Source organism: Pseudoalteromonas atlantica (genome assembly GCF_043641955.1).
Taxonomy (GTDB): domain Bacteria; phylum Pseudomonadota; class Gammaproteobacteria; order Enterobacterales; family Alteromonadaceae; genus Pseudoalteromonas; species Pseudoalteromonas atlantica_A.
This window is the reverse complement of record NZ_JBHZRV010000007.1, coordinates 159,108-179,340: the sequence shown is the minus strand read 5'-3', so window position 1 is coordinate 179,340 and position 20,233 is coordinate 159,108. Positions and strand designations below refer to the sequence as shown.

Sequence of the window (20,233 nt, the reverse complement as noted above, 5' to 3'; positions counted from 1 at the left end):
TGTTGAGTATACTAATAAAGTCCTTTTAAGATATTTTTTTGGTTATTTTTTGCTGAGTGAGTATGTAGCTCTAACGCTTTGATTATCACACTTAGGTCAACTGTTTCATTATTTGAACTATAGAGCGCTGCTCTTAGTTTAGCAATTTGCTCACTAAGTTGCTGATCATTTACTTGATGAATTAAAGCATCAATAGCGTTATTTGGTTGCTTTGTCACCTTTATAGCGTATCGATTAAGTGCCTGATGAAACGCAGATAGATCATTGTCTTTGCTCTTGGTTTTTAACTCACTCAGTGAAGGAGCTGCCACTGTTGATACATGCTGCGGGAGTGTAGCTGGTTTGTGAGCGGTTTTGTTACGCCACCAAAGTAACAATGTGATTAGCCACAGCAAGTAACCAATAACACAAACAATGATTAGCCATAGTGGAGTCGAACTCACTGTAACTGTGCTGACATTGGTTGGTTTTTCGTTTAACTGTGCTGTGCTCTCAGTTTGTTGTGGTATTGCAGGAACTGCAGTAGGCGAATGGTTGCTTGCTGTAACAGTAATTGTGCGTGCAGGTAAAGTTGCGTAACTAATCCGCTTAATTTTAGTGTTATACCAAGGTACGCTAACTTCAGGCAAAGTATAGGTGCCCGGTGTTTGCGGCAACAATGCATAAGATGCTGTTTGTTGGGAAATAACACGGCCATCACGTACGAGGTGATTGTTTTCTTTTTCATCTGGGTAGCTACGTATCCCTTGCACTTCGGCCAGTTCAATATCAGGGAGCTGCTCTTTAGTTATACCCAGTGCGGTAAGTGTTAAAGTGCGTGTGATTGGAGTGCCGACTTCAACAGTATCGCTATCAGGCTGCCATTGTTCATCTAAATTAACTAATTCACTTGGTAACCAGGCACCTTGGTAGTCACTTGGAATAGGCTTAATCTCAACCGTGGTACTGTCACCCATCGCTGAGACTTCTAACTGGCGATAGTTTTGACGGATACGACCTTGAAAAACCGGTGCATCTATCGTGTAAACACCACTTTTTTGGGGTTGAACTAAGTACTCTCGAGTAATTACCAAATAGCGCTTACCATCAACCAACTCATATTCTTCTTGCTGTTTACCTATTTGACTTAACTGTGCGTCTGGCATGCTTGGCGCAGTTAAATTACCATCGAGTAATTCTTTCGCAAGGTAGAGTTTAACGGTATATAAACCAGCTTCTTGCACAAACAAAGAATCTGATGAAATTGATGACTTTATAAAAATATCATTGTTTTGTTCAGTTTCTTTACTTCGCTCGGCTACTTTTAATGCGATAGGCTGGGAGTTGATCCCTGCGACATTAAACGAAGGGATCGTGTAATTGCCAGCATCACGGGTCATAAGCTTAACAGACCAATTAGTTTGCTTTGAGATACTGCCATTAACAATATTTGTTCGTGTACTCACGCTCATTGGGCCAACAACGAAGTCTTTTAGCAGCGCTGAAGTGTCGGGCTGATCGTTCTTTATTGTGTCATCAGCACTGATCGTGAGCATAAAAAATTCACCTGCTAGAACAGGGTTTTTATCAACACTGGCTTGTAGTTGGGTCATAGCCCACAGGGGCATAGCGCTGATAAGCAATAAACAGCAAAATAATCGCATTACCATGATTTTTCGACTCCTTGTGGACGACGTTGATAGTTTCGTTTTTGTGCTTCTAATTGCATTTTGTTACGTAACAAAATAGCAGGATCGTCGGGTACTTTACGCAGCAATTGGTTTAGTTGCTGGGCTTTTTCTTTTTCTTCGTTTGTCAGCTGAGCGCTTTGGGCCTGCATTGCCTGTTGCTTTGCAGCTTCTTCAGCCTGTTTTTGTTGCTCTGGGCTCAGTTGCGGTTGAGCTTGCTCATTTTGTTCAGGCTGCTCTTCATTAGGTGTTTGTTGTGAATCATTTGATTCACTTTGCTGTGCTTGCTCAGGCTCGGCTTGCATGTCAGGTTTATTTTGCTCATCACTTTGCCCAGCAGAAGGTTCACCGTCTTTTGACTTATCTTGCTCGTCAGATTGCTCGCCTTGTTTATCGTTTTGTTGTGATTGTGAATCTTGCTTGGATTGTTCACCTTGCTGTGATTCGTCTTGATTTTGCTGATCTTGACCTTGCTCGTTTTGCTGCTGTTGATTATCGCCTTGATCACCATCCTGTGAATCTTGGTTTTGTTGTTGCTGGTTTTTTAACTGCTCTACTAAAGCTTGATTTTCTTTCGCCTTGGCAAAATCGGGTTGTAATACTTGCGCTTGTTTATAGGCTTCAACCGCTTCATCTAATTTGCCTGCTTTAGCCAAAGCATTACCATAGTTATATAGGCCTGTTGCGCTGCTATCTTGGCTAAATGCGCCTAATGCGCCCTCAAAGTTACCTTGCTGATACAATGCAGCCCCTTTAAGTTGGTTTGAATCAGCAGCGGTTGCTGCTTGTTCGTATTCGCCTTGCTGATAGGCTTCTAATGCACGTTGGTCTTGGTTTTTAAATAAGCTGGGAAGCTCAACGGCATATACGGTGTCTGTTGGCAGAAAACTGAGCAATGCAAATACGCCTACCAGAGCACTCTTTCTGAATATCCAAAGCATCATGGGTAGCAACATAACAAGCCCATAAATGCCCGCATCGATTCGCCAAAGCGCTTTGCTTTGTTTCTCATCTTTTAGGGTTTCAGTATTAGCACTGGGAGCAAATACTGAAATATCACGATCGCTTGGTTGATAAAGCGCGAACTTACCGCCGCTATTATTAGCAATACTAGACAACCGAGCAACGTTAAGCGTAGGGACAACAATCTGCCCATAGTTGTCTTTAATAAAGCCACCTTCAGGTAACTTTATTGGCGCGCCTTGCTCTGTGCCGACACCGTAAACGTTTAACCGATAGCGATTAGCTGCGGTAAATTGATTAATGTCAGATTGCTCATTTTGCTCAATACCATCGGTTATTAAAATGATATCGCCTTCTAAATAACCTGCTTGGGTCAATAACTCTTTTGCTTCATCTAAGCCTGCCAGCACGTTTGAACCTTTATCAGGCATGATATCAGGGCTTAGACTCGGGATTAGATTTTCAAGGGTGGTTGCGTCATTGGTAAGTGGTGAAATAGTGTAAGCAGTGCCTGCATAAGCGACGAGTGCCGTGTCACCTTCTTTAAATAATTCCACCATATCAAGGGCCTTAAAACGCGCTTGAACAAGCCTATTAGGAGTAATGTCGGTACTGTACATAGATAACGACATATCCATCACAATCACGCGGGCGTTTTTACTTTGAAATACAGGCACCTGCTTTTCTTCAAAGCTTGGCCCTGCGCTGAAAATCACAGCTAAAATACAAAATAGCGCAACGAACCACATAGGCTGCTCTGTGGTTTGGTTTTTTTTGTTCATCACAAACTGAGCTAGGTGAGGAGCTATTAACTCACCTTGGCCAGTTTTTTTATGTTTAATTAATGCCACCATAAAGATTGCAGCAACAGGAATTAGTAGCCATAAAACAGTGGGGCGAATAAATTCAAAGTCCATTAGACCTCCTGCCTAAAAGCGCGGCCAGTGATCAGCATAATGCGAAGGCTGATAATCAATAACGCGACTAATAATGGTATATAAAAGAGTGAATTCTGTGGTCTAAAAGTTTGTTCATCAGCGCTAATGGGCTCGAGTTTATCGAGCTCTTGGTAAATTTGTTGCAGGCCTGCCACATCTTTGGCACGAAAGTACAATCCACCAGTCTGCTCTGCAATGCGTGTAAGTAAACCCTCATCTAAGCTGCTACCACTGCTTCCCATATTAAATAAACTAAAGCCACGGGGATTATCGGAGCCAACGCCAATGGTGTAGACTTTTATCCCTTCTTCGCGTGCTAGTAGCAGTGCTTCGTCAGGGTCTAAGTTCCCGGCGGTGTTTTGGCCGTCGGTCAGTAGTACAACAATTCGGTTACTTTCGTCTTTATTAGCAAAGCGTTTAACAGATAGACCTAACGCATCACCAATGGCCGTTGCGCGACCAACTAAACCAATTTGCGCCTCGGATAGCATTTGGCTCACGGTTTTAACATCTCGCGTAAGAGGGGTTTGTAAAAAGGCGGTATCACCAAATAAAATAAGCCCTAATCTATCACCTTGTCGTTGCTCTATAAACTCACTTAATACAGCTTTAACCATGGTTAAGCGGTCTACATATTGACCTTGGTAAGCCATATCTTGCTCTTTCATTGAGCCTGACAAATCCACCGCGAGCATAATGTCACGCCCTTCATTCGGCAAGGTGATTGGATCATCAAGCCATGTTGGATTTGCAACGGCGCAGACTAAAAGTGCCCAAATCAGCCATTCAGTAAGGCTAATACCACGGGCATGCTTTACAGCTCCTTGGCTTGTTAAGTTATGTTTTGCAAAACCAGGTATACGCAATCGAGCCTGAGACTCATCTGTAGCAGGTTGTAAAAATCGAATTAAAAAAGGCAGTGGTAACAAAAGGAACAGCCATGGCAAAGTAAACTCAAACATTTAGCGACTCCTTTAGCTTAAACTGTTTAATACCCGCTTTTAATTTCACTGCTAATTCAGGCTGTGCAGTATTTGCTTGATATAAAGTCAATATTTCTTGTTCACTAAATTGCTGTTCGGTGAGTTTATTTAATGTCTTACACCAGTTTTTGGTTGATGAACTTGCATGTTCAGCACTGTAATAATGTAAAACAAGGCGTTTTATCAGTATATGTAACGCCGCACTGTCGTTTGACATAGTATCACTTTGTGCAATGGCGTAACGTTTTGCTTTTTTAAACTGGCTGTTACGGTATAACTTTATTACTAATAAAATAGCGGCTACTACTGTAACTGCGATAATAACCCACCAAATAGGGGCGAGTGGCCACCAAGCAACTTGGTCTGGCACAATGACATCGTGAAGGCCATCTAAAGGAGATGCTTGCATATTACTTTCTCACTAATTGCAGCTCGAGTGGGGAGGCTGCATCAAATGATATTAAATTTAAGCCTGACTTAGTCAGTCTATCCATTCGTGTTGTAAAGGCCAGCTCAGCTGTTTTTGCAAAGCTATCGCGAAAGCCTTTGTCCATTAATGGCAACGCAAATTCGCTGCCATTGGCACTTACTGTTACTGTTTGTTTAAATGCTGGAAGTTGATGTTCAAACGGATCGCTAATGTGGCAACCAATCAGCTCACAATGGCGACTCAGTATTTCAAGTTGCTTAAAGCTGGCATCGTCTAATGCGCTAAAATCTGAAATTAAATAAACTAGGCTGCCGGGTTTTGCTAAATGGTTAAGACGTTTTAAATTATCGCTAAAGTTACTTTTTGCTGGTTGATCAATATGAGTAAGTGCTTGTTGGTGGCTATCACATAGGTTATGACATAGCTTTAATACTGCTTTTTCACGGGCGCTAGGTTTTAGCTCTAGATGCCCGTGCTGATTAAACACAATGCCGCCAATACGGTCGCCACGTTGGCAAGCTGACCACGCAACTAACGCACTAATATGCGCAGCTTGTATTGATTTTAATAATAACTTTGAGCCAAACAGCATTGAGTTAGAAAAATCAGTAAAAACAAATACCGGTCGCTCTTTTTCTTCTTGAAACAGCTTAGTGTGGGTTTCGCCAGTACGTGCCGTAACTCGCCAATCAATTGAGCGAATATCATCACCTTGTTGATAATGGCGTACCTCGGCAAATTCCATACCGCGGCCTTTATGCGGTGCAAGGTATTGCCCCGCTAGGCTGTTCTTAATTTTTACTTTTGGTGCAAGCTCTAACAGCCGAGCCTTCGCTTTGTAATACATTAGCTCTTTTAGCGCTAAATTTACGCCATGGCTATGGCTGGTTTTGAGCCAGTTTTGATTATCTAATTCACTTTGCATAATTTAGGGTACGGCAACGAGTTCTAAAATACGGCTGATCACTTGATCTTTTGTTACGCCATCAGCTTGAGCTTCATAACTTAAAATAATACGGTGACGTAATACATTATGTAATACAGCTTGAATATCATCAGGTGCTACAAAGTCACGGCTATGCAGCCAAGCATGTGCGCGCGCACATTTATCAAGAGCAATTGTTGCACGTGGGCTTGCGCCATATTCAATCCAGCGCCCTAGTTGTTCATCAAGCTGCGCACCTTCACGGGTCGCAATAATTAATTGTACTAAATATTGCTCAAGGGGCTCAGCAAGGTATAGCCCTAAAATTTCTTTACGGGCGGCAAATAAATCAGCTTGGCTTATTTGTTGTGCTGGCACTTGGTGTTCGCTTAATGCCTCACCACGGGTAAGACGTAAAATATCACGCTCATGCTCAGCTCCAGGGTAGTTAATGCTTAAGTGTAATAAAAAGCGATCTAGTTGGGCTTCTGGCAACGGGTATGTGCCTTCTTGCTCTAGCGGGTTTTGTGTTGCCATCACCATAAACAAATCAGATAGTGGGTAGGTATTTTTGCCTACGGTAACTTGGCGTTCAGCCATGGCTTCTAATAATGCTGATTGTACTTTTGCTGGTGCACGGTTTATTTCGTCAGCTAATATTAGGTTATGAAACAATGGGCCTTTCTCGAACACAAACTCACTGGTTTGTTGACGATAAATATCGGTACCGGTTACATCGGCTGGCAATAAGTCTGGGGTAAATTGTACGCGTTGAAATGAGCCTTCAACACCTTTTGCTAATGCATTAACGGCACGCGTTTTTGCCAATCCTGGTGGGCCCTCTACTAATAGGTGGCCATCGGCTAAAATGGCAATTAGCAATGCTTGAGTTAATTCTGGCTGACCAATAATTTGGCTATCTAAGTAAGTTTTTAGTTGTGAAAAAGCGTTAGCGGCCATAATAAAAAGAGTATCCTCGTTAGCACGGGTTTAAAAAAGCTTAATAAGTAATATGGGCTAGGATGTCATAACCCAAGTGTTAGACTGTCATTTTCAAAATAGTTCGTTATTTTTTAACGATTTTTACCCTAACATATAAATAAAGGATAATTTTGTAAACAGCTCAAAAAAAGCCTATGGTTGGTAACTAATTATACTATTTTCAAATTCTCTATTGGCTTTAGTACACGGGTTGTTTAGAATCGAGGAAAATAAACAGGTCAGACCTGTCAGCGGGAGAGCATAAATGTCTGAGCAAAACATACTTAAAACAGCAAAGGGCGATCGTATCGCCATCGTTAGTGGCTTACGTACACCGTTCGCAAAACAAGCAACTGCATTTCACCACGTTCCAGCTTTGGATATGGGTAAGCTAGTAGTTAATGAAATGCTAGAGCGATTAAATTTTGATAAGTCAGAAATTGATCAACTTGTATTTGGCCAGGTTGTTCAAATGCCTGAAGCGCCAAACATTGCCCGCGAAATTGTATTAGGTACTGGTATGCCGGTATCTGTTGATGCTTATTCAGTATCACGTGCTTGTGCGACTAGTTTTCAGGCTATTGCGAATGTTGCTGAGTCAATTATGGCAGGCTCTGTACAAGTTGGTGTTGCTGGTGGTGCTGATTCTTCATCAGTATTACCGATTGGGGTTAGCAAAAAACTAGCTGGCAGCTTAGTTGATTTAAACAAAGCACGTACTTTCAGCCAGCGCTTAAAAATATTCTCAAAACTGCGTTTAAAAGATTTAATGCCAGTACCGCCAGCGGTAGCCGAATACTCAACGGGCCTTTCAATGGGCCAAACTGCTGAGCAAATGGCGAAAACCCATAATATTAGCCGTGCTGATCAGGATGCGTTGGCGCATCGTTCACATAGCCTTGCCAGCCAATCATGGGCTGAGGGTAAATTAGCTGACGAAGTAATGACAGCGCATTTGCCACCGTATAAAAGCTTTATCGAACAAGACAACAATATTCGCCACAACTCAACAGTTGAAGGTTATGCTAAATTAAAACCAGCATTTGACCGTCAACACGGTTCAGTAACCGCAGCAAACTCTACACCATTAACCGATGGTGCAGCAGCTGTATTGATGATGAGCGAAAGCAAAGCAAAAGCGTTAGGCTACAATATCTTGGGTTATGTACGTAGCTTTGCTTTTTCAGCTATTGGTGTGCATGAAGACATGCTAATGGGACCAGCCCATTCAACACCTATCGCCCTTGATAGAGCGGGTATTACACTGGCAGACCTTGATTTAATTGAAATGCATGAAGCATTTGCAGCGCAAACACTCGCTAACATGAAAATGTTTGCCTCAGACAAGTTTGCGCAAGAAAAACTTGGCCGCAGTAAAGCCATTGGTGAAATTAACATGGATAAGTTTAACGTGATGGGCGGATCGCTTGCATATGGGCACCCATTTGCAGCAACCGGCGCACGACTTATCACTCAAAGCTTACACGAACTTAACCGCCGTGGCGGTGGTTTAGCCCTAACTACAGCCTGTGCGGCGGGTGGTTTAGGTGCAGCCTTTGTATTGGAGAGTGCGTAATGACAGATTCAGTATTTAGTTTAGAAATTGAAGACGGCTTAGCCGTTGTTACTATTGATGTGCCGGGTGAAAAAATGAACACCCTGCGCGATACCTTTGCCGATGATTTAAAAGCATTGCTTGATGATGCGAAGCAACAAGCAGTAAAAGGTATGGTATTTATCAGCGGTAAAAGCGATAACTTTATTGCCGGTGCTGATGTAAAAATGCTCGATAACGTTGAAAAACGCGAAGATGCACTGGCAATCAGCGAGCTGTGCCATCGCGCCTTTTTTGATATGAAAAAGCTACCCTTCCCAACGGTCAGTGCTATACATGGTGCGGCATTAGGTGGTGGTTTAGAGTTTGCCCTAGCGTGTGATTATCGTGTGTGTTCAAACAGCGATATTACTAAATTAGGCCTGCCTGAAGTACAACTTGGTTTATTACCAGGTGGCGGTGGCACACAACGTTTACCAAAATTAGTTGGCCTGCAAAAAGCGCTTGAGTGGATGCTAACTGGTAAGCAGGTTCGCGCTAAACAAGCTAAAAAAGCGGGTTTAGCTGATGACTGTGTACCACAGACAGTTTTACTACGTGTGGCGAAAGAATTTGCTTTAAAAGGCAAAGCAAAAGCGCCAAAACCAAAGCTTGACCGTATTAGCCAATTGCTTGAGTCAAACCCATTTGGCCGTAATATCATCTTTAAGAAAGCCCAAGAAAACGTACTGAAGAAAACTGGCGGCCATTACCCAGCACCGTTGGCAATCATCAAAGCGGTGCGTGCAAGTGTTGAGCTTGATGAATTAAAAGCCTACAAAACAGAAGCCGAAGGTTTTGCTACCTTGGTAATGAGTGATGAGTCAAAATCACTGCGTGGGATCTTTTTTGCGACTACTGAAATGAAAAAAGAGTGGCGCAACGATGATGCCCCAGCCATTGAAAAAGCCGCTGTATTAGGCGGTGGTTTAATGGGCGCGGGCATTACCCATGTGAGTGCTGTAAAAGCGGGTGTGCCAGTACGTATTAAAGATGTAGCAGAGCAGGGCATTAGTAATGCCATGAACTATAGCTACAAAATTTTAGATAAAAAGCAAAAGCGCCGTATTTTATCTAAAGCTGATTTACAGCAAACCATGAGCAAAATAACCAGTACGACCAATTACAGTGGTTTTAAGCATATTGATATTGTTATTGAAGCGGTATTTGAAGATTTAAGTTTAAAGCAAGGTATGGTCGCTGATGTAGAGCGTGAGTGCCAAGACAACACTATTTTTGCCAGTAACACGTCGTCGCTACCTATTTCACAAATAGCAGCACAAGCAGCGCGTCCTGAAAATGTGATTGGCTTACATTATTTCTCACCAGTTGAAAAAATGCCATTGGTAGAGATAATCCCACATGAAGGTACGTCAGAAGAAACCATTGCTCGAGTAGTAAACTTTGCCCGTAAGCAAGGTAAAACACCGATTGTTGTTAAAGACATGGCAGGGTTTTATGTAAACCGTATTTTAGCGCCTTATGTAAACGAAGCAGCTAATTTACTGCTAGCGGGTGAGCCAATTGATAAAATTGATGCTGCACTTGTTGAGTTTGGTTTCCCTGTTGGGCCGTTGGCGTTATTGGATGAAGTGGGTATTGATATCGGCTCTAAAATAGCCCCAATTCTTGAAAAAGAATTGGGTGAACGTTTTAAAGCCCCTGATGCATTTAGCCGTTTAATTGATGCAAAACGTTTAGGCCGTAAAACAGGCCGTGGTTTTTATATCTACGATAAAAAAGCCAAAAAAGTGGATGAGTCAATTTACGAGTTATTAGGTGTAAGCCCATCGCCGCGCTTAAATAAAAGCGAAATCGCAAAGCGTTGTGTAGCCCAAATGCTTAATGAAGCAGTGCGTTGTTTAGATGATGGCATTATTGCAAGCCCTCGTGACGGCGACATTGGTGCTATTTTTGGTATTGGCTTCCCACCATTCTTAGGCGGCCCATTCAGTTACATGGATAAACTGGGCGCGAGTAAAGTGAGCTCAGAAATGGCGACGTTTGCTAACTACAACCCTGTATTCACACCATGTGATACATTGGTTGATATGACAGATAAAGGCGCGAGTTTTTATCAGATTAAGCCTGCGACCTCAGTAAATGAAGAGCAAAACGTAACGGAAGATACAGCAGTTGAAGAAGTGGTTGTTGAAGACGTTGAAATGGCTGAAACACCTAAGACTGAAGAGGTAGAAACAGACGAAAAGCCAAAAGACGAAAAAACGTCTTAGGGTTATTTATCTAAAGAAAAAACGCACCTGAGGTGCGTTTTTTTATGTTTAAAATACAGATGAGGTGATTGAGACGACATATCAAAATAGAAAATTGCACTGAGGTTTACACTCAGCACAATACTCGTTTTTACAGGTGGACTTCGATAGCTTTTCGGTCTTTTTCTGGCATATTAGAAACAACCAGATCAAAAGAATTGTCTATCATTCGTTCAATTTCACCCTTTGGAATTGAACCATCAAGAATAACAGTATTCCATAACCGTTTATTCATATGGTAGCCAGGTATCACTGAAGGAAAAATATCACGTAAAGCTTGTGCCTCATCCGGGTCGCATTTTAAGTTCATCCACCAAACAGGGTTGCCATCTTCATCTGTTTGTCCTTCATTACCAACGGATAATGTGGCAAACATTTTATGATTTACTTTGTATACGTCAACTTCTTGGCCAAAAGGTTGGGTAACCATAACCAAGGGTTTTTTAGTTAAATACTCATGTGCTGTGTGTTGATCCATGATCCAGTCCTTGAAGTCATTTTAAGATAAATTAACAATAGCAGCTTTTTCTTAGTTTAGTCATGAAAAAGCGATTAATAGGTATAATTTATTATAAACAACAAAAGCAAAGGGTTTAAGACGTATTTATTGTTGCAGAAAAATAACTTCGTGGTATGTTTCTGTGGATTAATAAATTATAGGAATACACCAATGCCTAAGGCAAGTGAAGTTAAAAAGGGTACTGCTATTGAGTTCAATAACCGCGTATTAGTGGTTAAAGATATTACTCGTTCAGTGCCTCAGGGACGTGCTGGCGGGAGCTTATATCGTATGCGTTTGTATGATGTAGTAACTGGCGGTAAAGTTGACGAAACATTCAAAGATAGCGATATGCTTAAATTGGCAGATTTAATTCGTCGTGAATCTATGTTTTCTTACATTGACGGTGACGAGTATGTGTTTATGGATAACGAAGACTACACACCGTACAATTTAAATAAAGACGCAATCAGTGAAGAAATTTTATTCGTAAATGAAGAAACTCAAGGTGTTCACGTTATCGTTATTGATGGTGCACCCGTAGGTTTAGATTTACCATCAAGCGTTGAGTTGGTTGTGGAAGAAACAGATCCTTCAATTAAGGGCGCGTCTGCGAGTGCTCGCTCAAAGCCTGCAAAATTATCAACAGGTTTGACAATTCAAGTACCAGAGCATATTTCTACGGGCGATCGCATTCGTATTAATACTGCAGAGCAAAAGTTTATGGGTCGTGCTGATAAATAAATTAGCCGTTCGATAAATGTTTAAAAAGCCGACTCAATGTCGGTTTTTTAGTTTTAAAAATACCCGTTATTTATGAACTGTACTTTTAATCAGCGAAGGGATTGGGTAAACTGCGCGCTCACTTATTGACCACCGCTAAGAGGCCGCTTTGTATTTTCTGATCAGTATCGTGTTTATCGCCATAATGTATTTAGACGTGAATAAAAAAGGCATGCCTGTTAAACGTTGGGTTGTACTGGCAGGGTTACTAGGGCCCATAGCATGGTATCTGTTTAACGTTCACTATCGTAGAGCCTTACTTCGCACTGTTGGCGCTAATGCGTGTGTATGGCGGCCTTAAGCTTGATGAATTAAACTCGGTTGTGAGTCGCTGTACTGCTTTTTCAAAAATGCAGTGAACTCAGTTTTCGATAGTGGTTTTGAGTAATGATAGCCTTGCATAGTTTCACAGTTAAGTTGCTCTAAAATCGTTATTTGTTTGGCTTGTTCTACCCCTTCAGCAACAACATGCAAGTCAAGGTTGTGAGCGATTGTGACGATTGAATCAACCATATTGCGACCACGCTCTGTTTCCATATCATCAATAAAAGCTTTATCTACTTTTAACGTGTTAAGAGGGAATTGCTTTAAGTAAGCTAACGAAGAATACCCAGTACCAAAATCATCCATTGCTAAATGAATACCTCGTGCACTTAAAGAGCGCATAATTGAAATGGCGTCTTGTGGGTCATCCATTACCGTACCTTCCGTTATTTCAAGTTCTAAGAAATACGAAGGAAGCTCATTTTTTTGCAAAATGATATCAATACGCGTGGTTAAATCAGGCAAACTAAATTGTTTTGCAGAGAGGTTAACCGCCACTCGGCCATTAAATAAGCCAGCGTCGAGCCACTCCTTTACATCTCGACAGGCTTTGTTTAGTACAACTTCACCAATTTCAATTATTTGTCCGGTTTCTTCTGCGATGGGTATGAAAACGCCAGGGCTAATAATGCCTTTTTTAGGCGTAATAAAACGAACAAGTGCTTCCATACCGGTAAATTTACCTGTGCGTATATTCATTTTAGGTTGGTAATACACTTCAAAGTGATCTTCTTTTAAACCAAAACGCATCAGGTTTTCGATTTGTAAGCGTTTTACAGCTTGGCGATTCATGGTGTCATTAAAGAATAAGTAGCTATTGCCTTTCTTTTTAGCATGATACATCGCGGTATCAGCATTTTTGAGGAGTAGTTCAGGGGTGTTGCCATCCTCAGGGTAAAGCACAATGCCTAAGCTTGATGTGATAACTAATTCGTGTCCTGCCATTTTAAAAGGCGTAGCGATGGCCGCTAAAAACTGTTTAGCCATACGTGTGATGGTGTGAATATCGTTAGTTCCTGACATCACCAATGCAAACTCATCACCGCCTAATCGGTAAAATACATCTTTCTCTCGAGTTAGTTTGTTTAATCGCATTGCTAGCTTGGCGAGCAGACTGTCACCTAATTGGTGCCCTAATGAATCATTTATTTTCTTAAAGTTGTCTAAGTCAAAGACCAGTAAAGCATGATGGTCATCTTTTTTAGCTAACTTTTTGAGGTCAGTAAAAAATAAGTTTCGATTGGGCAGGCCCGTTGTTCGGTCTCTATTTGATAAGTTATGTAGTTGAGATTCAGCTTTTTTGCGCTCTGTTAAATCAGAATACACAACAACGTAGTTGCAAACTTGGTTGTACTCATTTTTAATTTCGTCGATAGAAATCTCAAATGGCAGCATTTTGCGCTCACTGTTACGTAATTTTACTTCTTGTTGCCAGTGCTCAGTGCGTCTTACTGTATCTTTTATTTCTTCTATATAGCTATCTTCATAGCCCACAAGAGAGAATGATTTATTCAGATAATGCTCTCGAGTGCCGCCAAATTGACTTAAAAAACTGGGGTTTAGATCTACAAGATTAAAATTTCTATCATAGATTGCTAGCGCATCAGTGAGTGATTCTACACATTTAGCGAATAAGTTAAGGCGTGCTTCTGTGGACTTTAAGCGAGTAATATCGCGAACTGTTCCCGTCATTCTTAAGGGTTTTAAGTTGGCGTCTTTTTCAATTATTTTTCCGCGGTCGAGCACCCAACGCCATCGGTCAAAGCTATCTTTTATACGATAGCTGGCTTCAAAAAAGGCGCTTTGTTCGGCAAAGTGTTGTTTTAAAAGTAGCTCTACACTGGGTAAGTCATTTGGGTGGATGAGTGATTTATTGGGAGGGAAATTTTTCTGCGTGTCACTGTTCATCATATATTTGTCGTTTATTCGCAGCATTTCTCCCGTTTTAACGTTCCAATCCCAAAGCGTATCACCACTGCCTTCAACAGTACTTTTTAAACGGTGTTCTGAAAGTCGCAATTGTTTACGTGAGCGGCGTAGTCTGTGTATGGTAAATAGCAGGTACGGCAAAACCAGTGCAACAAATGCACTGGGTATATAAAGTTGTAAGGTTTTTTGATCAAACATTTGATCGGTATTAGCTAGAGCACTAAAGCTTAAAGCAAAGCTTACAAGTAATGTTAGGTTGAGCGTTATTTTTATTATCATTATGCACTTCTTTTATTTGCACCTGATAATCTAATTGAACGCCTTGGTTGTGTCAAAGGGAATGCGAGGAAACTGAATCTTTTGCAAGTTTCTTGGCCTTAGGATGACTTAGTAGTTCATATCTTGCGCGATCATCGTTAAAGGTTTCGCGCATATACGCTTTAATTTCATCTATCGTGAGTGCTTCCAGTGCGCTTAGCAGTTTTTTCTGCATATTAAATGTATGATCTTGATTCCCTATTGCCAACCACAAACGCTGTGAACGAAGCCGTAAATTTTTGTCTTTTTCAGCAATATGCGTTTTGAGGCCGTGCTTTTGAAGTTGCCATTGTTCTTCGTCCAGCTGGTTTAGATTTTCAACAGCACCAGTTATAAAATCATTATGGCGCTCAAGCAAAGTATAGGGGCAATACTCTGGTGATTGCACATAAAATGCAATGCCAGCACGTGTATTAAAAGGTGCATACCCCGCGCCAACGAGATAGCCTAATTGTTGCTTCGTACGTAGCTCATTAAAGTAATCTTGATTGATGAGATGATTTAGCGCCATCATTTTTATTTTTTCATCTACATCATCACTCATTGCTTGATAATAAATGACCATTGCATTGTCGCTGCAGTTTAATTCAAGCTCTACACGAGTCACTTTATCTAGTAAGCACAATGGACGGGTTAAATCTTCAATTGTTGCTGACTTAGCAAGGTGGTTAGCAACTTCTTTTTGAAACTCAATCGCATCATTTTCTTGCCAGTTTCCGTGTAAAAATGATTCTACATGGAGCGCATTAAAAAACTCTTTTCTAAAGCCGTTGAATTGATGAAAGCTAGTATCTTTAAGTGCATTAGCAAGCTGGTCTGGCTGCGGGTTCCACGGCATCACTTTAGCCCCTAATACACTAAAAAGCTCACCTACAGGCTTATTATGATTGCTATTTCGCCAATGGCGCACTAATTGCTTTTTATACTCTGCAAAGCGCTTAGCACATATATCAACGTTAAATAGCGCATCTAGTAGTTCATCGACTAAGGTTAGCTGACTAGAAGATAAACCGGCAGTATGAAGCGTTAAACCACCTTGGTGTGATGTTAAATGATAGCTGAGCCCTGCTAATTCAGCAGGATAAAACTGTTCAGCTACGCTATCCATAAATAAGTCTGCGAATAAGCGAGTAAGTGCAATGTGCTTAATATCTTTTACTGCAAAATCAGAGTCCATCGCCAAATAAAAATGACCTTTGGCAACCCTAAACGTGTTGTCTTGCTTGAACCAAAAATCAAATCCCGGCTCTTTTACCAATAAAGTGGGTTGTGTTTTAGGGTACTCTACATCTAACAAGGTCACGTCTTTTGTTAAATAAGGGTTTGCTGTGGGTAATAGCATTTGTGGCAAAGGCGTATTAATTTCAGCCAGTGCATCAAGCCAGCAGTTTGATAGTTCTTCAACACGGTATGGAGTATGGTACCACTTTGTTTTATGCTCAGGCTCTACATCTGGGTGAATCAGTACTAAGCGCATGTTACGTGGGGTAAGCCATTGCATCGCCATATCATGTGCACGCTCATTAAACCCCTCCATCAAATAATCGCCTTGCACGTAATTAGCTTCATCGTAGTGCTGCATATTAATACTTAAGTTACTGACCCAATCTATTAATCGCGCTTTTTCTTGATTATCAAAAGCAATTTTCAGTAAGTTTTTCTTATCTTGATAAAGTCTAGGAAGCTTGTCAGTATTTTGATTGATAAGACAAATATACTCGAAGACCATTTCAACAATGTCTTCATAGTATTCAATACCCTCATCGGTCAACGCCATACTAATATTAAAGTCTTTAAAGTTACTGCCATTTATACCGCCACCGGCAGATAATGCATTGATCCAACCTTGTTCTTTTAAAATAGAGTAAAGCGAGCCTTCCCCTTCATAGCCAAGTAAATGGGCAATAAAGCTCACCGTTTTATGGCGATAAAATTCGTCTATGTTCGGCATAGCAAAACTCACAATCAACTTTTGCATATGCTTATGTGGCTCAATGTGCAGTACTTTACAAAGATCTTGTTGACGATAGAGGTCAGCTTCAATAGTGGGCTTTTCTTTGCCAGTGCCTTTTATGTCACAAAATAATTCAGTAACCCAATGCTCCATGGTGGCGATATCAGCATCAGAACACAGCACTAAACTCATCCATTGTGCTTGGTAATAGGTGTTAAAGAACTGACGTAACTCATCGCTAATACATGTTTGACGATCGGCCAATGTTTGCTGGTTGCCAACTGAAAATTTAGCGAATGGGTGATCTGGGTTTACGGTTTCTTTGTGGGCTTGGTAAATCCGACGGCTATCATCTTTTATTTTTAATTTGAACTCAGCATCTATAGCGTTGCGCTCTTTTTCTGTTTCAGTGGGACTTAATAAAGGCGCAATAAAAAAGCGGCTAAATTGTTCAAGTGCATGTTCAAATTCTTGGTTGTTTATATCAAAGAAATAGCAGGTATGTTCAGTCCCAGTCCATGCATTGGTATTACCGCCTGCTTGAGAAACAAAGTTACTAAAACGGTTAGACTCTGGATATTGGTCAGTGCCTAAAAAAAGCATGTGTTCTAAAAAGTGAGCAAGGCCTTGTCTATCAAGTGGATCATCAAAATGGCCCGCATTGACAGCCATAGATGCAGCCGCCTTCGTTGAGTCTTTATCTTGCACCAACAATACTTTTAGACCATTGTCCAGTGTTAGGGCGTGGTATGTTCTGTTATCATTGCGGCTGATATTCAAATGATGCTCCTGAAACGTCGCGTTTACCTATTTTCAATATGTGATATCTTCAGAGATTTTTTACAATGCTTTTAATTCTGAATATCAAGCGAGATAGATGTTACTTTGTTTTAATATAGCGGACAAATTGGCAAACTGGCTACTGTTTTATATTCTTTAATCGGTTGATTTTTTATGAAAACAATTCTAATAATGCGCCACGGCGAAGCTACACCGATGCAAGCTGACGACACAAGCAGAAACCTGACGTTAGTTGGCCAGCAACAAGCCGAAAAAATGGGCATATGGTTGCACGCAACTCATAAACCAACGGCCCTGTTAGTTAGCCCTTATGTTCGTGCTCAACAAACTGCGCAAGGTGTTAAAAAAAACAACGCGTTTACGTTTGAACAAACATGTAGCGACATAACCCCCGATGGCAACCCTCAAATTGCCGCAGATTACCTCGAAACATTAATTGCTATGCACCCTAAGTGTGACACATGGTTGATTGTGGCCCATATGCCTATAGTGAGTTATTTAGTTGATCAGCTAAGCCCTGGAAATATGCCAATTTTTAACACAGGTGGGGTTGCTGTTATTAGCTATGACGATACGACTCAAAAGAGCCACTATGTGAGTATTCACGCACCTGCTAACATAATTATTTAGATGTATTAAGGTGAATGCTTCAGCCTTAAAATGCATTAATTAATTTCAATTTAAAAAATGACCTATCAGGCCTATTTTTTGCTAAATTAACGCAAACTAATTGATAGAGAGTGATAATGACTATTGAACGTATTCAAACCAGTGCGCGTATGAGTCGCATTGTTAAACATAACGGCACAGTGTACTTATGTGGGCAAGTGTGTGCAGATGCAGAGCAAGGTATTAAAGAGCAAACACAAACAATGCTGGATAAAGTAGAAGCGCTGCTAGATGAAGCTGGAAGCTCTAAAGAGCACATGCTTAGTGCGACTATTTATGTAAAGAGTATGGAATACTTTGCTGATATGAATGCAGTATGGGATGCATGGGTACCTGAGGGGCATGCGCCAGCGCGTGCGTGTGTGGAAGCTAAAATGGCTCGAGAGGCATTGTTAGTGGAAGTATCAGTCGTCGCTGCAATTAAATAATCCCTTATAGCGGCTTGATAGAAAAAGTATAAACTCAACAGGTCGCTTAATAAACTTGCAGTAGATTAAAACTTAACTCTCAGGATACACAATGAGTGCAAATCCAGTCTTATTAATAACCGGCGCCAGCCGAGGGATAGGGGCTGCAACCGCAATTTATTTTGCCCGCCACGGCTACGATATCTGCCTAAACTATAAAACAAATGATAAACAAGCTAAAAAAGTAGCGCAAGAGATTCAGAGTCTGGGTGTGAAGGTTGCGATGCTGCAAGCTGATGTATCTAAAGAAGCTGAAGTAGTTGCTATGTTTTATAAGATAGATGAGCTATTTGGTAAGGTCGATGTTCTTATTAATAACGTGGGTATTTTAAAGCCACAAATGCGCTTACTTGATATGGATGCTGCACGGATCAACGAGGTTTTGAGTACTAATGTAACCAGTGCTTTTTTATGCTCTCGCGAGGCGGTTAAACGTATGAATGCAGGTGGCAGTATTGTTAATATTTCATCAGCTGCATCACGCACAGGCTCTCCAAACGAATATATTGACTATGCAGCATCAAAAGGAGCCATGGATACTTTAACGATTGGCCTTGCTAAAGAGGTTGCGAAGCAAAATATTCGTGTGAACGGCGTGCGGCCCGGACTTATTTATACTGACATGCACCGTGATGGCGGAGAAGCTAATCGGGTAGATAGGCTCAAACAAAAGCTACCTTTAGAACGTGGTGGAAAGCCCGAGGAAGTGGCCGCTGCCATTTATTTTTTAGCCTCTGAGCAAGCCTCTTTTACAACCGGAAGTTTTATTGATGTTGCGGGCGGGCTATGAAGCTACAGTAATACAGCTAACCAAAAGGTAAAACTAAATACACTTAATACGGTTGAGATAACCACAGTACTTGCCAGCGTAGCTTGATGCTGTTTTATTTGGCAAGCAATCAAATATGCATTTACGCCCAAAGGGGATGCGCTTAGTAATACCAGCACATTCAACAAAGCAGGCTCGAGTTGAAATACTGTTTTTCCAACTAACAATACTAGGCTGGGCAAAATGAATAGCTTTAGTATTGAAGCAATAATGGCACCACGCCAATTTTCAGCAACTTTATAAAATGCTAAATTAGCCCCAAGCACAAACAAAGCACATGGTAGTGCGGGTTGCCCAAGTAATAATAACCCAGATTTAACATCGTCAAACAAAGCAAAACCACTTAAATTAACGGCGATTCCACAGCTAATACTTAACACAACTGGGTTTAGTAGCATGTTTTTGGTGAATTTTGGCCATGAAAACGCCGTGTTATTTCCTTTTGCGCTAATCAAAAATGTTAATGTAAAAAGTAGCGCGCTATGAAAGGTGATTATCATAAACACAATCCCCATCATTTGCTCACCAAGAGCGGCTATAATAATAGGTAAACCGACTAGCACGGTGTTTGAGTAACTACTGCCTAAAGCAAAAACGCTGTTTCGCTCGTAGCCGCGATTTTTAGATAAATAAAAGCGGTCAATTACAAGAGCGAATGAAAAAATAAATAACACGGGGATATAAAAACTTAAAAACCCATTTAAACTAACGCTCCCCTGTAAATTAGCGTTCGACATATTTAGAAATAAAAATGCTGGGACACTAATGTAAAAGGTAAATTTACTTAGCCCAGCAACATGGGATTCAGATAAAAAAGTACTGCGGCTAGATAGGTACCCACATAAAACAATAAAGACCAATGGAAAAATAATCGAAAAAATATGCACTTTATTTTGGCCTTTAACA

At 41.0% G+C, this 20,233-nt stretch carries 17 protein-coding genes; 7 read left to right on the top strand and 10 right to left on the bottom strand.

What is annotated here, in order from left to right; all coding sequences use genetic code 11:
* Nucleotides 1-11: 11 nt before the first annotated feature.
* The 6 genes from ACHUE3_RS14650 to ACHUE3_RS14625 are packed head-to-tail and all read right to left on the bottom strand — an operon-like array spanning nt 12 to nt 6,866.
* Nucleotides 12-1,649, bottom strand: a complete 1,638-nt coding sequence (locus ACHUE3_RS14650) for a BatD family protein (protein WP_394193111.1) — start codon at nt 1,647-1,649, stop codon at nt 12-14.
* Nucleotides 1,643-3,547 (bottom strand): vWA domain-containing protein, encoded by a 1,905-nt coding sequence (locus ACHUE3_RS14645; protein WP_394193110.1) that lies wholly within the window; start codon nt 3,545-3,547, stop codon nt 1,643-1,645. Before ACHUE3_RS14645 ends, ACHUE3_RS14650 begins: the two co-directional genes overlap by 7 nt.
* On the bottom strand, nt 3,547-4,530 hold the full coding sequence (locus ACHUE3_RS14640; RefSeq protein WP_394193109.1) for a vWA domain-containing protein: 984 nt from the start codon (nt 4,528-4,530) through the stop codon (nt 3,547-3,549). The genes ACHUE3_RS14645 and ACHUE3_RS14640 overlap by 1 nt, the downstream gene beginning before the upstream one ends.
* Nucleotides 4,523-4,960, bottom strand: coding sequence for a DUF4381 domain-containing protein (locus ACHUE3_RS14635; protein ID WP_394193108.1), 438 nt, complete (start codon nt 4,958-4,960; stop codon nt 4,523-4,525). The genes ACHUE3_RS14640 and ACHUE3_RS14635 overlap by 8 nt, the downstream gene beginning before the upstream one ends.
* A 1-nt stretch (nt 4,961) precedes the next feature.
* Nucleotides 4,962-5,906 (bottom strand): DUF58 domain-containing protein, encoded by a 945-nt coding sequence (locus tag ACHUE3_RS14630; protein WP_394193107.1) that lies wholly within the window; start codon nt 5,904-5,906, stop codon nt 4,962-4,964.
* 3 nt (nt 5,907-5,909) lie between these two features.
* Entirely contained in the window at nt 5,910-6,866 is a 957-nt protein-coding gene (locus ACHUE3_RS14625; protein ID WP_394193106.1) for an AAA family ATPase, read from the bottom strand.
* A 286-nt stretch (nt 6,867-7,152) separates the two neighbouring features.
* Here ACHUE3_RS14625 and fadI point away from each other — a divergent pair, with 286 nt between their 5' ends.
* Together fadI and fadJ are read left to right on the top strand one after the other, a co-directional pair.
* Nucleotides 7,153-8,463, top strand: coding sequence for an acetyl-CoA C-acyltransferase FadI (fadI, locus tag ACHUE3_RS14620; RefSeq protein WP_394193105.1), 1,311 nt, complete (start codon nt 7,153-7,155; stop codon nt 8,461-8,463).
* Nucleotides 8,463-10,715 carry a fatty acid oxidation complex subunit alpha FadJ gene (gene fadJ, locus ACHUE3_RS14615; RefSeq protein WP_394193104.1) on the top strand — a complete coding sequence of 751 codons (2,253 nt, stop codon included), beginning with the start codon at nt 8,463-8,465 and terminating at the stop codon, nt 10,713-10,715. The genes fadI and fadJ overlap by 1 nt, the downstream gene beginning before the upstream one ends.
* A 130-nt stretch (nt 10,716-10,845) precedes the next feature.
* On the opposite strand, the gene ACHUE3_RS14610 is transcribed toward fadJ, so the two are convergent.
* Entirely contained in the window at nt 10,846-11,232 is a 387-nt protein-coding gene (locus ACHUE3_RS14610; protein WP_394193103.1) for an MmcQ/YjbR family DNA-binding protein, read from the bottom strand.
* 192 nt (nt 11,233-11,424) lie between these two features.
* Between ACHUE3_RS14610 and efpL the strand changes: the two genes are divergently transcribed.
* Nucleotides 11,425-11,997 (top strand): elongation factor P-like protein EfpL, encoded by a 573-nt coding sequence (gene efpL, locus ACHUE3_RS14605; protein WP_394193102.1) that lies wholly within the window; start codon nt 11,425-11,427, stop codon nt 11,995-11,997.
* A 148-nt stretch (nt 11,998-12,145) separates the two neighbouring features.
* The gene (locus ACHUE3_RS14600; RefSeq protein WP_394193163.1) at nt 12,146-12,337 is read left to right on the top strand and encodes a hypothetical protein; all 192 of its coding nucleotides are present in this window, start codon (nt 12,146-12,148) and stop codon (nt 12,335-12,337) included.
* Here ACHUE3_RS14600 and ACHUE3_RS14595 read toward each other — a convergent pair.
* Nucleotides 12,334-14,568 (bottom strand): putative bifunctional diguanylate cyclase/phosphodiesterase, encoded by a 2,235-nt coding sequence (locus ACHUE3_RS14595; protein ID WP_394193101.1) that lies wholly within the window; start codon nt 14,566-14,568, stop codon nt 12,334-12,336. The two genes, ACHUE3_RS14600 and ACHUE3_RS14595, sit on opposite strands and share 4 nt — an antisense overlap.
* A gap of 52 nt (nt 14,569-14,620) precedes the next feature.
* Nucleotides 14,621-17,341 (bottom strand): insulinase family protein, encoded by a 2,721-nt coding sequence (locus ACHUE3_RS14590; protein ID WP_394193100.1) that lies wholly within the window; start codon nt 17,339-17,341, stop codon nt 14,621-14,623.
* A 174-nt stretch (nt 17,342-17,515) separates the two neighbouring features.
* Here ACHUE3_RS14590 and sixA point away from each other — a divergent pair, with 174 nt between their 5' ends.
* From sixA to ACHUE3_RS14575, 3 genes are all read left to right on the top strand, one after another.
* On the top strand, nt 17,516-17,992 hold the full coding sequence (gene sixA / locus ACHUE3_RS14585; protein WP_394193099.1) for a phosphohistidine phosphatase SixA: 477 nt from the start codon (nt 17,516-17,518) through the stop codon (nt 17,990-17,992).
* 116 nt (nt 17,993-18,108) lie between these two features.
* Complete coding sequence (locus ACHUE3_RS14580; RefSeq protein WP_394193098.1) at nt 18,109-18,459, top strand: RidA family protein; 351 nt, start codon at nt 18,109-18,111, stop codon at nt 18,457-18,459.
* 91 nt (nt 18,460-18,550) lie between these two features.
* Complete coding sequence (locus ACHUE3_RS14575) at nt 18,551-19,288, top strand: SDR family oxidoreductase (protein WP_394193097.1); 738 nt, start codon at nt 18,551-18,553, stop codon at nt 19,286-19,288.
* Between the two features lie 2 nt (nt 19,289-19,290).
* Here the strand turns inward: ACHUE3_RS14575 and ACHUE3_RS14570 are convergent, their stop codons facing one another.
* Nucleotides 19,291-20,214, bottom strand: coding sequence for an AEC family transporter (locus ACHUE3_RS14570; RefSeq protein WP_394193096.1), 924 nt, complete (start codon nt 20,212-20,214; stop codon nt 19,291-19,293).
* Between the last annotated feature and the right edge of the window lie 19 nt (nt 20,215-20,233).

Coding starts and splice junctions, on each gene's coding strand:
- ACHUE3_RS14575 (WP_394193097.1), top strand. CDS start 18,551: ATGAGTGCAAATCCAGTCTTATTAATAACCGGCGCCAGCCGAGGGATA.
- ACHUE3_RS14645 (WP_394193110.1), bottom strand. CDS start 3,547: ATGGACTTTGAATTTATTCGCCCCACTGTTTTATGGCTACTAATTCCT.
- sixA (WP_394193099.1), top strand. CDS start 17,516: ATGAAAACAATTCTAATAATGCGCCACGGCGAAGCTACACCGATGCAA.
- ACHUE3_RS14580 (WP_394193098.1), top strand. CDS start 18,109: ATGACTATTGAACGTATTCAAACCAGTGCGCGTATGAGTCGCATTGTT.
- efpL (WP_394193102.1), top strand. CDS start 11,425: ATGCCTAAGGCAAGTGAAGTTAAAAAGGGTACTGCTATTGAGTTCAAT.
- ACHUE3_RS14640 (WP_394193109.1), bottom strand. CDS start 4,530: ATGTTTGAGTTTACTTTGCCATGGCTGTTCCTTTTGTTACCACTGCCT.
- ACHUE3_RS14610 (WP_394193103.1), bottom strand. CDS start 11,232: ATGGATCAACACACAGCACATGAGTATTTAACTAAAAAACCCTTGGTT.
- ACHUE3_RS14650 (WP_394193111.1), bottom strand. CDS start 1,649: ATGGTAATGCGATTATTTTGCTGTTTATTGCTTATCAGCGCTATGCCC.
- ACHUE3_RS14595 (WP_394193101.1), bottom strand. CDS start 14,568: ATGATAATAAAAATAACGCTCAACCTAACATTACTTGTAAGCTTTGCT.
- fadJ (WP_394193104.1), top strand. CDS start 8,463: ATGACAGATTCAGTATTTAGTTTAGAAATTGAAGACGGCTTAGCCGTT.
- fadI (WP_394193105.1), top strand. CDS start 7,153: ATGTCTGAGCAAAACATACTTAAAACAGCAAAGGGCGATCGTATCGCC.
- ACHUE3_RS14635 (WP_394193108.1), bottom strand. CDS start 4,960: ATGCAAGCATCTCCTTTAGATGGCCTTCACGATGTCATTGTGCCAGAC.
- ACHUE3_RS14630 (WP_394193107.1), bottom strand. CDS start 5,906: ATGCAAAGTGAATTAGATAATCAAAACTGGCTCAAAACCAGCCATAGC.
- ACHUE3_RS14625 (WP_394193106.1), bottom strand. CDS start 6,866: ATGGCCGCTAACGCTTTTTCACAACTAAAAACTTACTTAGATAGCCAA.